The 12572-nt window shown below is 72.5% G+C and carries 13 protein-coding genes; 10 read left to right on the plus strand and 3 right to left on the minus strand.

What is annotated here, in order from left to right; all coding sequences use genetic code 11:
* Positions 1-188 precede the first annotated feature (188 nt).
* The 8 genes from ACFY0P_RS03930 (at position 189) to ACFY0P_RS03965 (ending at position 7849) form a co-directional block, all read left to right on the plus strand.
* Positions 189-383 carry a hypothetical protein gene (locus ACFY0P_RS03930; protein ID WP_351711165.1) on the plus strand — a complete coding sequence of 65 codons (195 nt, stop codon included), beginning with the start codon at positions 189-191 and terminating at the stop codon, positions 381-383.
* A gap of 70 nt (positions 384-453) precedes the next feature.
* The gene (mshB, locus tag ACFY0P_RS03935; RefSeq protein ID WP_388907006.1) at positions 454-1320 is read left to right on the plus strand and encodes an N-acetyl-1-D-myo-inositol-2-amino-2-deoxy-alpha-D-glucopyranoside deacetylase; all 867 of its coding nucleotides are present in this window, start codon (positions 454-456) and stop codon (positions 1318-1320) included.
* Positions 1317-1733, plus strand: coding sequence for a DUF6113 family protein (locus tag ACFY0P_RS03940; RefSeq protein ID WP_388907009.1), 417 nt, complete (start codon positions 1317-1319; stop codon positions 1731-1733). The genes mshB and ACFY0P_RS03940 overlap by 4 nt, the downstream gene beginning before the upstream one ends.
* Positions 1734-1889: 156 nt before the next feature.
* Positions 1890-4190, plus strand: coding sequence for a peptidoglycan binding domain-containing protein (locus ACFY0P_RS03945; protein ID WP_388907012.1), 2301 nt, complete (start codon positions 1890-1892; stop codon positions 4188-4190).
* A 137-nt stretch (positions 4191-4327) separates the two neighbouring features.
* Positions 4328-5296 (plus strand): ABC transporter ATP-binding protein, encoded by a 969-nt coding sequence (locus ACFY0P_RS03950; protein WP_388907014.1) that lies wholly within the window; start codon positions 4328-4330, stop codon positions 5294-5296.
* Positions 5293-6033, plus strand: a complete 741-nt coding sequence (locus tag ACFY0P_RS03955; protein ID WP_351957986.1) for an ABC transporter permease — start codon at positions 5293-5295, stop codon at positions 6031-6033. Before ACFY0P_RS03950 ends, ACFY0P_RS03955 begins: the two co-directional genes overlap by 4 nt.
* 5 nt (positions 6034-6038) lie before the next feature.
* On the plus strand, positions 6039-7238 hold the full coding sequence (locus tag ACFY0P_RS03960; RefSeq protein WP_388907311.1) for a sensor histidine kinase: 1200 nt from the start codon (positions 6039-6041) through the stop codon (positions 7236-7238).
* Complete coding sequence (locus ACFY0P_RS03965; RefSeq protein ID WP_388907017.1) at positions 7235-7849, plus strand: DNA-binding response regulator; 615 nt, start codon at positions 7235-7237, stop codon at positions 7847-7849. The genes ACFY0P_RS03960 and ACFY0P_RS03965 overlap by 4 nt, the downstream gene beginning before the upstream one ends.
* 222 nt (positions 7850-8071) lie before the next feature.
* Here the strand turns inward: ACFY0P_RS03965 and ACFY0P_RS03970 are convergent, their stop codons facing one another.
* Both ACFY0P_RS03970 and ACFY0P_RS03975 read right to left on the minus strand, forming a co-directional pair.
* On the minus strand, positions 8072-8935 hold the full coding sequence (locus ACFY0P_RS03970; protein ID WP_388907019.1) for a transglutaminase-like domain-containing protein: 864 nt from the start codon (positions 8933-8935) through the stop codon (positions 8072-8074).
* 50 nt (positions 8936-8985) lie between these two features.
* The gene (locus tag ACFY0P_RS03975) at positions 8986-10050 is read right to left on the minus strand and encodes a GNAT family N-acetyltransferase (RefSeq protein ID WP_388907021.1); all 1065 of its coding nucleotides are present in this window, start codon (positions 10048-10050) and stop codon (positions 8986-8988) included.
* Between the two features lie 140 nt (positions 10051-10190).
* Between ACFY0P_RS03975 and fdxA the strand changes: the two genes are divergently transcribed.
* Both fdxA and ACFY0P_RS03985 read left to right on the plus strand, forming a co-directional pair.
* The gene (fdxA, locus tag ACFY0P_RS03980; protein WP_089098949.1) at positions 10191-10511 is read left to right on the plus strand and encodes a ferredoxin; all 321 of its coding nucleotides are present in this window, start codon (positions 10191-10193) and stop codon (positions 10509-10511) included.
* Between the two features lie 148 nt (positions 10512-10659).
* Entirely contained in the window at positions 10660-11754 is a 1095-nt protein-coding gene (locus ACFY0P_RS03985) for a bifunctional succinyldiaminopimelate transaminase/glutamate-prephenate aminotransferase (RefSeq protein ID WP_388907024.1), read from the plus strand.
* A 140-nt stretch (positions 11755-11894) separates the two neighbouring features.
* On the opposite strand, the gene ACFY0P_RS03990 is transcribed toward ACFY0P_RS03985, so the two are convergent.
* On the minus strand, positions 11895-12314 hold the full coding sequence (locus tag ACFY0P_RS03990; protein ID WP_388907026.1) for an ATP-binding protein: 420 nt from the start codon (positions 12312-12314) through the stop codon (positions 11895-11897).
* Between the last annotated feature and the right edge of the window lie 258 nt (positions 12315-12572).

The following is a 12572-nucleotide window of genomic DNA, read 5'->3' on the forward strand; positions in this document are numbered from 1 at the left end:
TGGCCATGCGCCCCCTTGTGCGGCCATGCGCCGAGCGATGCGCGAGCACGCATAGTTATGATCACTACCGCTGAGTGGGTATGAACCTGCTGGCATGCGCATGGATTTGCTGTACCGATCTACACCTGATCTACAACCCCCATAGTCCGAACCCCCCGCATCCCTGGGATCTTTGGAGGTGAGCCGCCGTGGCACTCTCGATTTCGGCGGTGGTGCTGCTGGCGATCATCGTCTTCCTGCTGATCAGGAAGTCAGGTCTGAAGGGCGGCCACGCGGTTGTCTGCATCCTGCTCGGCTTCTATCTCGCCTCCTCGACCATCGCTCCGACGATCAGCGATCTGACGACGAACGTCGCCAGCATGATCGGCAGCATCAAGTTCTGACGCCGGTCGGTTTTCGCACGGCCGACCCGGGCTGCGCGGCACTGTCGGTGTCGTTTCGTAGGGTGGGCACATGACGGAACTGCCCTCCCGGCGTCTGTTGCTCGTGCACGCGCACCCGGACGACGAGTCGATCAACAACGGCGCCACCATGGCCCGCTATGCCGCCCAGGGCGCCCATGTGACGCTGGTCACCTGCACCCTGGGCGAGGGTGGCGAGGTCATCCCGCCCGGGCTGCGGCATCTCAGCGGTCCCGCGCTGGGCGAGTACCGGCTGGGGGAGCTCGCCGCGGCCATGCGCGAGGTCGGCGTGGCCGACTTCCGGCTGCTCGGCGGCCCCGGCCGCTACCGCGACTCCGGAATGATGGGCATGCCCGACAACGACGCGCCCGACTGCTTCTGGCAGGCCGACGTCGACGAGGCCGCCGGACACCTGGCCGAGGTCGTCCTGGAGACCCGCCCCCAGGTCCTCGTCACCTACGACGACAACGGCGGGTACGGCCACCCGGACCACATCCAGGCCCACCGCGTCGCCATGAGAGCCGTCGAACTGGCCGCCGGGGCCGGCCACCGCATCCCCAAGGTCTACTGGAACCGCGTCCCGCGCACGGTCGCCGAGGCCGCCTTCGCCAGGCTCCGGGACGACCTGCCGGGGCTGCCCTTCGCCAAGTCCGCCGCCGTCGACGACGTACCGGGCGTGGTCGACGACCGCCGGGTGACCACCGAGATCGACGGCACCTCGTACGCCGGTGCGAAGTCCGCCGCGATGGCCGCCCACGCCACTCAGGTCGAGGTGGCACCGCACGGTGCCCGTTACTTCGCGCTCTCCAACGAGCTGGCCCAGCCCGTGTTCACCACGGAGTACTACGAGTTGGTGGGCGGCGAGCCGGGCGCGGCACGCGAGACCGATCTCTTCGCAGGCCTCGGGGAGGCGTCATGAGTTCCGGCGGACGCGGGTCAATGCTTGCGCAACCGTTGCAGGCGCCCTCGGCGGGGCGGGTCGTGGCCCTCGTCGGGCTGGTCCTGCTCGGGGTCGTGGTCGGCGCCGCGGGCGCCCTCGTCCAGGCCGGCTGGTTCCCGGGCGGGCTGCTGCTCGCCCTGGCCGGGGCCGCCGGGCTCTTCCTCGGCGGGGCCCGGGCCATGGCGAGCCGCTCCGGAGCCGTCGCGCCCGCGTTCGGCTGGGTCGTCGCCGTCATCTTCCTCACCGCCAGCAGGCCGGAGGGCGACTTCCTGTTCGGCGCGGGAGGCGGCTCGTACCTCTTCCTGCTCGGCGGCATGGCTTTGGCTGTGATCTGCGCCACAATAGGTTTGGGGCGGCAACCTGAGGCGGGCGGCGCCCGACTTGGCAAGTGACGTACCACTTCGCCGTGGGGCGCCCGTGCGAGTCCGGTGTGGGTTTCCCCAGCGGTCATGGGATAAGCGTCAGAAGTGGCCAGTATGGTGGTGCGCGCCGCCGAGCCGTCCCAGCGAGGTCGTCATGGGCGGTGGAGCCAACCGGGAGAACCTGCCTTGAGTCGTGAAACTGACACTCCGTCCTCCGGGCCCGACGGGCGCGGCGGATCCGCATACCCCTCGGGCACGCCGCCGTACGGGACCCCCATGGCTTCCGACGACGGTATGGACGCGGCCCGTTCGGCCGCGCAGCCGGAGGAACGCAAGACCGAGACCACGCTGACGACCCGGATCCGGATCAACATCCCCGGCTCCCGGCCGATTCCGCCCGTGGTCGTCCGTACTCCTGTCGCGGACGTCGAGGGCGGCACGGCCGTCGCGGGCGGCGAGAGCGGTACGGGCTCGGAGACGGGCACGCACGCCCGTCCGGCGGGTGCCGCCACGCCCACCGGCAACGCCGAGCCGCCCGCCGCCGAACCGGCGCCCGCGCCCACCACCGACTGGTTCGCGCCACGCAAGTCCGGCCCCGCCAAGGGCGGACAGCGCGCCGGCGCCACCAACGGGGCAGGTACACCCGGCGGTTCGCCCACTGCCTCACCGAACGCTCCGGCTGCGGCGCGTCCGAACGGAGGCGCCGCACCCCGCTCCGGCGCCGCGAACGGCGGCCGTCCCGGCGGTGTCGTCGGCTCCATGAGCGTGCCGGGCGCGTCCCGGCACGGCGCGACCAACGGCGCGGGGCTGCCCGCCGGCGCGACCGGCGGCCCGGTGGCCCCCGGCCACGGTGGCGGCACCGGCTCCTTCGACGTGACCGAGGCGCTCGCCGCGGGCCCGCTCGGCGGCTCCCGGGGCGGCGCGACGGGCGGCGACGCCCGCCGCGACGACCTGCCGTACTTCTCCGACAACGGCGCCCAGGGCGGCCCCGGCACGCCCGGCGGCGGCCCGGCGGGTCCCGGCGGCCCCAGCGGCTTCAACGGGCCTGGCGGCCCCGGCGGTCTCGGCGGCCCGCAGGGCCCGGCGGGTCCCACCGGCGGCCCGGTCACCGGCGACGGCCCGTTCGTCCCGCCGGTCAACGGCGGCGAGCCCTTCGCCGCGCCGAACGGTCCCGCAGGCTCCGGCGGCGGCCCCGCCGGCCCTGGCGGTCCTCGCGCCCGTGGCGCCCAGGCCCGGCCCGGCGTGCGCACCGCCCCGGGCGGCCCCGGCCTTCCCGGCGGCGGTCTGAGCGACGACACGGCGATCCTCACCCCGCAGAAGCCCGCCCCCGAACCGGGTACGCCCGGCTACGGCTCCCCGGCCGACAACGTCTCCGGGCACACCGTCACCAGCGGCATCCCGGTCGTGCCGCCGGGCGCCAACTCCCCGTTCGGGCCGGGCACGCCCACCGACGGGCCGCTGCCGCACACGCCCCCGAAACTGCCCGAGCCGGTCTCGCCGCCCCCGGCCGAGGCCAAGGGCAAGGGCAAGGCGAAGGCCAAGAAGAAGCGCGGCAAGCTGCCGCTGCTCGGCGGTGTCGTGGTGGTCGCCGGCCTCGGCGTCTACGGCGCCGGGCTGCTCATGAACCACTCCGACGTCCCCAAGGGCACCACCGTGCTCGGCGTCGACATCGGCGGCGGCACCCGCGACGACGCCGTCAAGAAGCTCAACGACGCGTTCGGCAAGAACACGACCAAGCCGCTGAAGCTGTCGGTCGACGGCAAGACCGTCTCGCTGCAGCCGGACCAGGCGGGCCTGCAGTTCGACATCCAGTCGACGGTCGAGGCGGCCGCCAAGAGCGACTACAACCCGATCTCCGTGATCGGTTCCCTGTTCGGCCAGAAGCGGGTCGTCGACCCCGCCATGCCGGTCGACGAGGAGAAGCTCCAGGCCGCCCTCAAGGACCTCGGCGGCAGCTCCGGCTCGGTCACCAACGGCACGATCAAGTTCACCTCCGGCAAGGCCGTCGCCGTCTACGGCAAGCCGGGCAAGGGCATCGACGCGGCCGCCTCCACGAAGGCGGTCGAGCAGGCGTACGAGACGATGGTGGAGACCGGCACCTCCTCGGCGGTGACTGTCCCGACCACCACCGTGCAGCCGTCGGTCTCCAACGCCGAGGTCGACCGCGAGATGAAGGCGTTCGCGGAGCCGGCGATGTCGAACAAGGCCTACGTGCAGACGGACGCGGCGCACAGCATCCCGTTCGGCCCCGTGTCACTGCCGAAGATCCTCGGCTTCAAGGCAGTGGACGGCAAGTTGGTGGAGACGTACAACCTGGAGGCTCTCAAGCAGGCGTACGGCAGCACCTTCGACGGCGTGCTGATCACCCGGGGCACCGGCCAGAAGACGGCCGTCACGCCGCAGGACGTGGCCTCGGCGCTGCGTAAGGCCTTGGTCGGCAAGACGGCGGCGGAGCGCATCGGAGTCATCGACACCAACCCGAACTGACGCTTCACGAAGGGGGCGCCCAGCGCTCGCCGGGCGCCCCCTTCACGCATGTCAGGCGCTGCTCATGACATCTGTCATGCGGCTCTCCGGACGCCCGACACTGCCTCCGGCCGGGGGCGCGCCGCCAGCATGGACGTATGACGACGACAGCGGCGACGACGGCTACCGGGACCCCGGTGGTGGTCGGGTTCGACCAAGTGAGCAAGACCTACGGGAACGTGCGGGCCGTCGACGGGCTCTCGCTGCGGCTGCACCCGGGGGAGACCGTGGCCCTGCTCGGGCCCAACGGCGCGGGCAAGTCGACCACGCTCGACCTGCTGCTCGGCCTCAAGCAGGCCGACGCCGGCACGGTCAGCGTCTTCGGCCTGAGCCCCCGGGAGGCCATCGTGGCCGGACGCGTGGGCGCGATGCTGCAGAGCGGCGGCCTGATGGACGAGGTCACCGTCCGCGAACTGGTCAAACTCGCCTGCGATCTGCACCCCAAGCCCTACAAGGTCACCGACGTCCTCGCCCGCGCGGGCATCTCGCAGATCGCCGACCGCAAGGTCAACAAGCTCTCCGGCGGCCAGTCCCAGCGCGTCCGCTTCGCTCTCGCGACCGCCGGTGACAGCGACCTGATCGTCCTGGACGAGCCGACCACCGGCATGGACGTCTCCGCCCGGCAGGCCTTCTGGGCCACCATGCGCGAACAGGCCGAACAGGGCCGTACCGTCCTGTTCGCCACCCACTACCTCGAAGAGGCCGACGCCATCGCCGACCGGGTGCTGGTGCTGCACCGGGGACGGCTGCTGGCCGACGGCACGGCCGCCGAGATCAAGGCGAAGGCGGGCGCCCGGCGGATCTCCTTCGACCTGGAGGGCGAGATCGACGAGGCGCCGTTGCGGGCGCTGCCCTTCCTCACGGCCGTCACTGTGTCAAAAAGCGGCTCCGCCGCGGGCAGCGGCCAGACGATCCGCATGCAGTCGTCCGACGCCGACGCCACCGTCCACGCCCTGTACGGCCTCGGCGTCTACCCCCGCAACCTCGAAGTCGCCGGGCTCGGCCTGGAGCAGGCGTTCGTCGCCATCACGGAGGCCGAAGAGGCCAAGGAGGCCACGCAGTTGTGAACGCCCTGATCAAGCTGGAGCTCGCCCGCGCACTGCGCAACCGCAAGTTCCTGTTCTTCTCGGTGATCTACCCCTCGATCATCTTCCTGCTGGTCGCGAGCCAGGGCGGCACCGGCGACACCGTCGACAACTCCGGCCTGTCCGTCGCCGCCTACGTCATGGTCTCCATGGCCTCCTTCGGCGCCCTCACCGCCGTCCTGATGGGCAACAGCGAACGCATCGCCAAGGAACGCGAGAGCGGCTGGGTACGGCAGCTGCGGCTGACCACCCTGCCCGGCCGCGGCTACGTCCTCGCCAAGACCGCCAGCGCCGCCGTGGTGAGCCTGCCGTCCATCGTGGTCGTCTTCCTGGTCGCCGCGTCCGTGAAGCACGTGCGCCTCGACGCCTGGCAGTGGTTCGCGCTCACCGGCGCGATCTGGGCCGGCAGCCTGGTCTTCGCCGCGCTCGGCGTCGCCATCGGGTATCTGGCGAGCGGCGACGCGGTCCGCCCGATCACCATGATCACCTACTTCGGCCTGTCGATCCTCGGCGGCCTGTGGTGGCCGTCCTCCTCCTTCCCGACCTGGCTCCAGGACATCGCGAAGTGGCTGCCCACGCACGCGTACGCTGCACTGGGACGGGCCATCGAGCAGAGCCAGGCCCCGCACGCCCAGGACATCGCCATCCTCGTCGTCTTCTTCGCCCTCTTCGTCGGCGGCGCGGCCTGGCTGTACCGGAAGGACACGCTGAAGGCGTGAGCACGATGACGGAAGACCTGCGGTCCGAGGACGAGGCACGGGCGGACCGGCTGGTGCGGATCGGCCAGCCACCCCGCAACCGGAGCGAGGCGATGCGCAAGCTGGTGTGGGTCCTGCCCTGGCTGGTCTTCCTGGCCTCCCCGGCCCAGGACCTGGCCTCCGGCCGCCACACCACCGGGGCCACGGCGGCCGGCTGGGCGGGCCTGACGGCGTTCGTCGGGATCTACCTGACCATCGTCTTCCGCTCCATGGGCCGGCCCTTCCGCGGCGGCATCGTCACCGCCGCGATCGTCGTGGAGGGGGCGCTGGCGGTCACCCTGGCCTTCAGTCTCGGGGGCTCCTGGTTCGGCCTGTTCGTGTACGTCTCCGTGATGTGCGGAGTGACCTTCCCGCTGCGGGTCGCCTACTGGGCGATCCCGCTGACCACCGCCGCCATGATGCTGGCGGGCTGGTACGTCCACGACATGGACGAGGCCTGGGGCCTCTTCCTCGTGGTGCTCCTGGTCGGCTTCTCCATGACCGGTATCCGGCAGCTCGTCGCCACCACCATCGAGTTGCGCAAGGCCCGCGCCACCGTCGCCCAACTGGCCGCCAACGAGGAGCGGTTGCGTCTCGCCCGTGACCTGCACGACCTGCTGGGCCACTCTCTTTCGCTGATCACGCTGAAGAGTGAGCTGGCCGGCCGGATGCTTCCCGACCACCCCGACAAGGCGGCCCAGCAGGTCTCCGACATCGAACAGGTCAGCCGCCAGGCCCTGGTGGACGTCCGCGAGGCGGTCACCGGCTACCGGCGGCCCCGGCTCGCGGCCGAACTGGCCGGTGCCCAGGTCGCCCTGACCGCCGCCGCGGTCACCGCCGAGGTCCCGGCCGACCCCGACCTCGCCGGCGTACCCGACGACGGCGAGGCGGCCCTCGCCTGGGCGCTGCGCGAGGCGATCACCAACGTCGTACGGCACAGCGGCGCGAGCTCCTGCACGGTGGAGCTGCTGCGCCGCCAGACCCTGGACGGTCCGGTCCTCGAACTCGCCGTCGAGGACAACGGTTCGGGCGGCTCCGGCAAGGGCCCCGGCAACGGGCTCGCCGGGCTCACCGAGCGTCTGGAGAAGGCGGGCGGCACGCTGGAGGCGGGCCGTGTGAAGCGGGGTTTCCGGCTGGTCGCCCGGGTCCCGCTGGGCTCCGGCATGGCCGTAGGATCCGGGGCATGAGCAGTACGATCAAGGTCCTCCTCGCCGAGGACCAGTCGATGGTCCGCGAGGCGCTGGCCGCCCTGCTGGGCCTGGAGGACGACATCGAGGTCGTCGCTCAAGTCGCCCGCGGCGACGAGGTGCTGGCCGCGGCGGAGGCCAACGACATCGATGTGGCCCTGCTCGACATCGAGATGCCGGGCTGCACGGGCATCGAGGCGGCGGCCCTGCTCCACAAGGCGCTGCCGGCGGTGAAACTGGTCGTCCTCACGACCTTCGGCCGTCCCGGCTACCTGCGCAGTGCGATGGAGGCGGGCGCCGACGCGTTCCTCGTCAAGGACGCCCCCGCCGCCCAGCTCGCCGAGGCCGTCCGCAAGGTCCTCGCCGGCGAACGCGTCATCGACCCCACGCTCGCCGCGGCCGCCCTCGCCGAGGGCGCCAACCCCCTGACCGACCGCGAGCGCGAGGTCCTCCGCGCGGCGGCCGACGGCTCGACCAACGCGGAGTTGGCGGCGGCGCTGCACCTCTCCCAGGGGACGGTACGCAACTACCTCTCGACGGCGATCCAGAAGCTGGCGGTCCGCAACAGGGCGGAAGCGGTGCGGATCGCGCGGGAGAAGGGCTGGCTGTAGGGGGCCTGCTCCCGGTGAGTTCGGCACCGCCGGACCGCACCGCGGTGGCTGAGCGCCGTCGCGGCGGGTCGAGGGGGACCGGCGGGGTGACGGTGGCCGGCCGACAGAGGGGGGCTGGTGGGTTGATGACGGTCGGCTGATCTGGAGTGGAAGGTCAGGGGACGGTGCCGATCGGCCGCCCACGCACCGCACCCCCTACGGCGAAGGGGCCCGCAAACCCCCTCAGTTGAGCCGGGCCCGCGCCGCCCGCGCCTCGCCCCGCACCTTCTCCGCCGCCCCCTCGTCGACCACGTCGATCAACCCGGCGTACCGCTCCAACTCCTCGGCCCCGTCCACGAAGTCACCCCGCTCCACCAGCAACCGGGCGCGCTCGTACCGAAGCCGCGCCGGATGCGACGGCATCAGCAGGGACAGGTCCACCCCCCACAGCCCCACGTCCGACCGTTCCGGGCGGGCCGCGGCCCACGCCCGCACGTTGTTCAGGATCCGCCGTACGACGTCCAGGGCATCGGCCGGCTCCAGCATCGCCGGCTCCAGCGGTACCCCCGCCGCCCCCACCACCAGCAGCTCCGCGTCCGCGCCGGTCAGCACCCGCCCGCCGTCGAACGGATCGGCCAGCACCTGCTCCTCGGCCGCCCCGAACCCGACCACGAAGTGGCCCGGCAGCGCGACCCCGTACACCGGCGCCCCGGCCCGCCGGGTGACCTCCAGCCACACCACGGACAGCAGGATCGGCAGCCCGCGCCGGCGCCGCAGCACCTCGTGCAGCAGCGAGGACTCCAGCCGCTGGTAGTCCGCGGCGGCGCCCCGGAAACCGAACCGTTCGCCAAGGACCCGGTGCGCCGCGGCGGCCCAGGCGTGCGGCCCGCCCGGCCGGTACGGCAGCTGCCCGGCCAGCCGGTCCAGTTCCATCTGCGCCGCGTCGATCCCGGCCTCGTCCAGCGAGCCGTCGGCCGCCGCGCCCAGCAGCAGGCACAGCGTCGCCAGATCGGGTCGCTCGGACCGCGCCTCCGCGGCGAACCGCCGCCGTACCTCGGCGGCCCGCTCCGGCGACGGCGGACGTGGTGGTGGCTGACCGGAAGCCATAGCTGTCTCGTGCCCCTTCGGAATGATCGGTACCGCCTCGGCTGCCGGATTCAGGAGCCGTCCGCCCCCGGCGCCCGGTAGTGGTGGTACGCGTGATGTGCGGCGAAGCCCAGCCGCCCGTACAGCGCCCGCGCCCCCGCGTTGTCCGTCTCCACCTGCAGCCAGGCCGCCGACGCGCCCTCCTCCAGCGCGCGGCGCGCCAGCGCGGCCATGACCTCGGTCGCCAGCCCCCGCCGCCGTAGCCCCGGATCCACCTCGACGGCGGCGAACCCGGCCCACCGGCCGTCCACCACCAGCCGCCCGATCGCCGCCGGGGCCTCTCCCTCGGCCCCCGGCACCGTCGCGAACCACACCGAAGGCCCTCCCCCCAGCACCTGCAGCGCGACCTCGCTCACGCCCTTGCGCTGGTACCGCGCCAGCCAGTCCTCGCCGGCCGCCCGCGAGAGCAGCACCCCGGCCCCCTCCGCCCGGTCCGCCACCGGAGCCGGCTCCCCGGTCCACAGCTCGGCGCTCACCTCACGCAGCCACCCGCGCCGCTCCAGCTCCGCGCAGAGCAGTTCCTGCGTGCCCTCGGCGCCGGTCGCGGTCTGCACGTACGCGGGCAGCCCCCGCTCCCCGTACCACCGCCGTACGGCCGTCAGCGCCGCGTCCAGCGGCAGCCCGGGATCACCGAGGGGCAGCACGCTGTTCGCCCGCCGTGTGAAGCCCGCCCGTCGCCCGACCACCGCCCCCCACGGACGCGCTTCGCGCGGCACCTTCTGGACTGCGGCCCGCAGCTCCCACTCGCCGAGCCGCTCGCTCTCCACCGGCCGCCAGCCGCGCGAGGCGACACGCGCGAGTTCCCGGTAGGTCGCCGCAGGCCCCCGGCGGCGCGCCGGAGCGGCGGGCACCACCTTCCCCGCCACCAGCGCGGACTCCGGTATCCGGACGCTCTCCCCGTCCCGCCGTGTGATCGTCAGCATGCCGTCGTCGTTCCATGATGTGAGAACACCCACCGTGTCGGTGAACTTCTCCCCGGTGGCCGCATTTCCGGCCAAACGGCGCACTGATACCCGTTTGCCCACGTCAGCAGCGGTGATACGGACCTCGAAGCGTCCTGCGGCAGAGATTTCCACTGGTCAGTTCACCCCTCCTGTTCGGATCATGCCCAGGAACGGAGATACTAGAGGCGGGCATCGACGACGCCGCGCTCCCGCGCGCCAGGCGGCGGAGCCTACGGAGGCCCGCCAGCGCCCAATCGAGGAGGAACGACAGCGTGACCTACGTCATCGCGCAGCCTTGTGTCGACGTGAAGGACAAGGCGTGCATCGAGGAGTGCCCGGTCGACTGCATCTACGAGGGCCAGCGGTCCTTGTACATCCACCCGGACGAATGCGTCGACTGCGGAGCCTGTGAGCCGGTCTGCCCGGTCGAGGCGATCTTCTACGAGGACGACACCCCGGAGGAGTGGAAGGACTACTACAAGGCCAACGTCGAGTTCTTCGACGACCTCGGCTCCCCGGGCGGCGCCAGCAAGCTGGGCCTGATCGAGCGCGATCACCCGTTCATCGCCGCGCTGCCCCCGCAGGCCGAGTAGTCCGCACCGGCGGCCCGCCGCAACACCGTGCCGCCTCGGTCCCGTACGGCCTGATCACGCCCGATCGGCGCCGTACGGGGCCGAGGCGTTTGCCGTACCGGCCCGTGTCGGCCGCACCGGTCGTACCGAAGAAAGTGAGCAAGGAACCGTGTCCGCAGTCTCCGACCGTCTGCCCACCTTCCCCTGGGACAAGCTGGAGCCGTACAAAGCGACGGCGGCGGCGCACCCGGACGGCATCGTCGACCTGTCGGTCGGCACCCCGGTGGACCCGGTCCCCGACCTGATCCAGAAGGCCCTGATCGACGCGGCCGACTCGCCCGGCTACCCCACGGTCTGGGGCACCCCGGCGCTGCGCGACGCGATCACGGGCTGGGTCACCCGCCGCCTCGGCGCCCGGGACGTCACCCACCGCCACGTCCTCCCGATCGTCGGCTCCAAGGAACTCGTCGCCTGGCTCCCCACCCAGCTCGGCCTCGGCCCCGGCGACAAGGTCGCCCACCCGCGCCTCGCGTACCCCACCTACGAGGTGGGCGCCCGCCTGGCCCGCGCCGACCACGAGGTCTACGACGACCCGCGCGACCTGGACCCGGCCGGTCTGAAGCTCCTCTGGCTGAACTCCCCGTCCAACCCGACGGGCAAGGTCCTGTCCCAGCAGGAACTGACGGAGATCGTCGCCTGGGCCCGCGCCCACGGCATCCTGCTCTTCTCCGACGAGTGCTACCTCGAACTGGGCTGGGAGGCCGACCCGGTCTCGGTGCTGCACCCGGACGTCAACGGCGGCTCGTACGACGGCATCGTGGCCGTCCACTCCCTGTCCAAGCGCTCCAACCTCGCCGGCTACCGCGCGGCCTTCCTCGCCGGCGACCCGGCGGTCCTCGGCCCTCTCCTGGAGATCCGCAAGCACGGCGGCATGATGACGTCGGCCCCGACGCAGGCGGCGGTGGTGGCGGCCCTCTCCGACGACACCCACGTCCACGAGCAGCGGGAGCGGTACGCGTCCCGCCGCACGGCCCTCCGCGAGGCGCTCCTCTCCCACGGCTTCCGCATCGAGCACAGCGAGGCCAGCCTCTACCTGTGGGCGACGCGGGACGAGTCCTGCTGGCAGACGGTGGCCCACCTGGCCGACCTGGGCATCCTCGTGGCACCGGGCGACTTCTACGGCGAGGCGGGCGAGAACTTCGTACGCGTGGCCCTGACGGCGACGGACGAACGAGTACGAGCGGCTGTGGAGCGGCTTTCCTGAGACGCACGCCGGCTGTGGCGCCCCTTCAGGGGCGCTGGGGGTAGAACTGCGCGACCAGCCCTCACCGGCCCGCACACGACACACAACGGAAAGGGGCCCGGGAAACTCCCGGGCCCCTTTCCGGCAAGCGGCTGGGCCACTCACCCGAGCGGCAGCCCCTTCACCGGCAGACCACCCGTCGGCAGCCCACCCTTCGTCGCGGTGGACGCCGCTTCACCCAGCAGCCCACCGGCGGAGCCGGCCGCGGAGCCCGCGGTGTGCTGCACCACCGGCGCCGCCTTCTTGACGGCCTTGCCGCCGGTCTGGCCCGCGGCCGGTACCGCCGACTCGACCGCCGCGCCGCCGGCGCGGCCGACGGTCCCGGTGACGGTCTGCGCCGCCGCGTCGGCGGTGTTGCCGACGCTCGCCCCGTCCAGAGCGGTCAGACCGCCGAGGTTCGGGGTGCCGGCCGGCAGACTCGGGGCCGCGCCGGCGGAGCCGGCCGCACCGACCCCGGCTGCCGCTCCCGCTGCGACGAGCAGCGCGGCACGGGCGATCCGGCGGGTCAGAGGGAGGGACATGATGCTCCATTCGACGGGAGGGAACGTGATCGCCGTGACTACCGCTCGAAGCCCGCGAAGGTTGCGGAGACCGCAGGTAAAGAATTGATAACGCATCGCATTATCGGGTGTGGGGAAAAACGGGCAAACGGCACCCTGTCGGTGTCTCCGCAGAATCCTTACGGCCCAGCGCTCCGAAGGGGTTTCACGCATGCGCGAGTGACCGTGCGAAAACGTGAGCACACCACGCGTGCGGCGCGTCCCGGCTGACCCGCCGGA

The sequence above is a fragment of the Streptomyces sp. NPDC001714 genome, from assembly GCF_042892755.1.
In the GTDB taxonomy this organism is placed as follows: domain Bacteria; phylum Actinomycetota; class Actinomycetes; order Streptomycetales; family Streptomycetaceae; genus Streptomyces.

Coding starts and splice junctions, on each gene's coding strand:
- mshB (WP_388907006.1), top strand. CDS start 454: ATGACGGAACTGCCCTCCCGGCGTCTGTTGCTCGTGCACGCGCACCCG.
- ACFY0P_RS03940 (WP_388907009.1), top strand. CDS start 1,317: ATGAGTTCCGGCGGACGCGGGTCAATGCTTGCGCAACCGTTGCAGGCG.
- ACFY0P_RS03950 (WP_388907014.1), top strand. CDS start 4,328: ATGACGACGACAGCGGCGACGACGGCTACCGGGACCCCGGTGGTGGTC.
- ACFY0P_RS03960 (WP_388907311.1), top strand. CDS start 6,039: ATGACGGAAGACCTGCGGTCCGAGGACGAGGCACGGGCGGACCGGCTG.
- ACFY0P_RS03965 (WP_388907017.1), top strand. CDS start 7,235: ATGAGCAGTACGATCAAGGTCCTCCTCGCCGAGGACCAGTCGATGGTC.
- ACFY0P_RS03970 (WP_388907019.1), bottom strand. CDS start 8,935: ATGGCTTCCGGTCAGCCACCACCACGTCCGCCGTCGCCGGAGCGGGCC.
- ACFY0P_RS03990 (WP_388907026.1), bottom strand. CDS start 12,314: ATGTCCCTCCCTCTGACCCGCCGGATCGCCCGTGCCGCGCTGCTCGTC.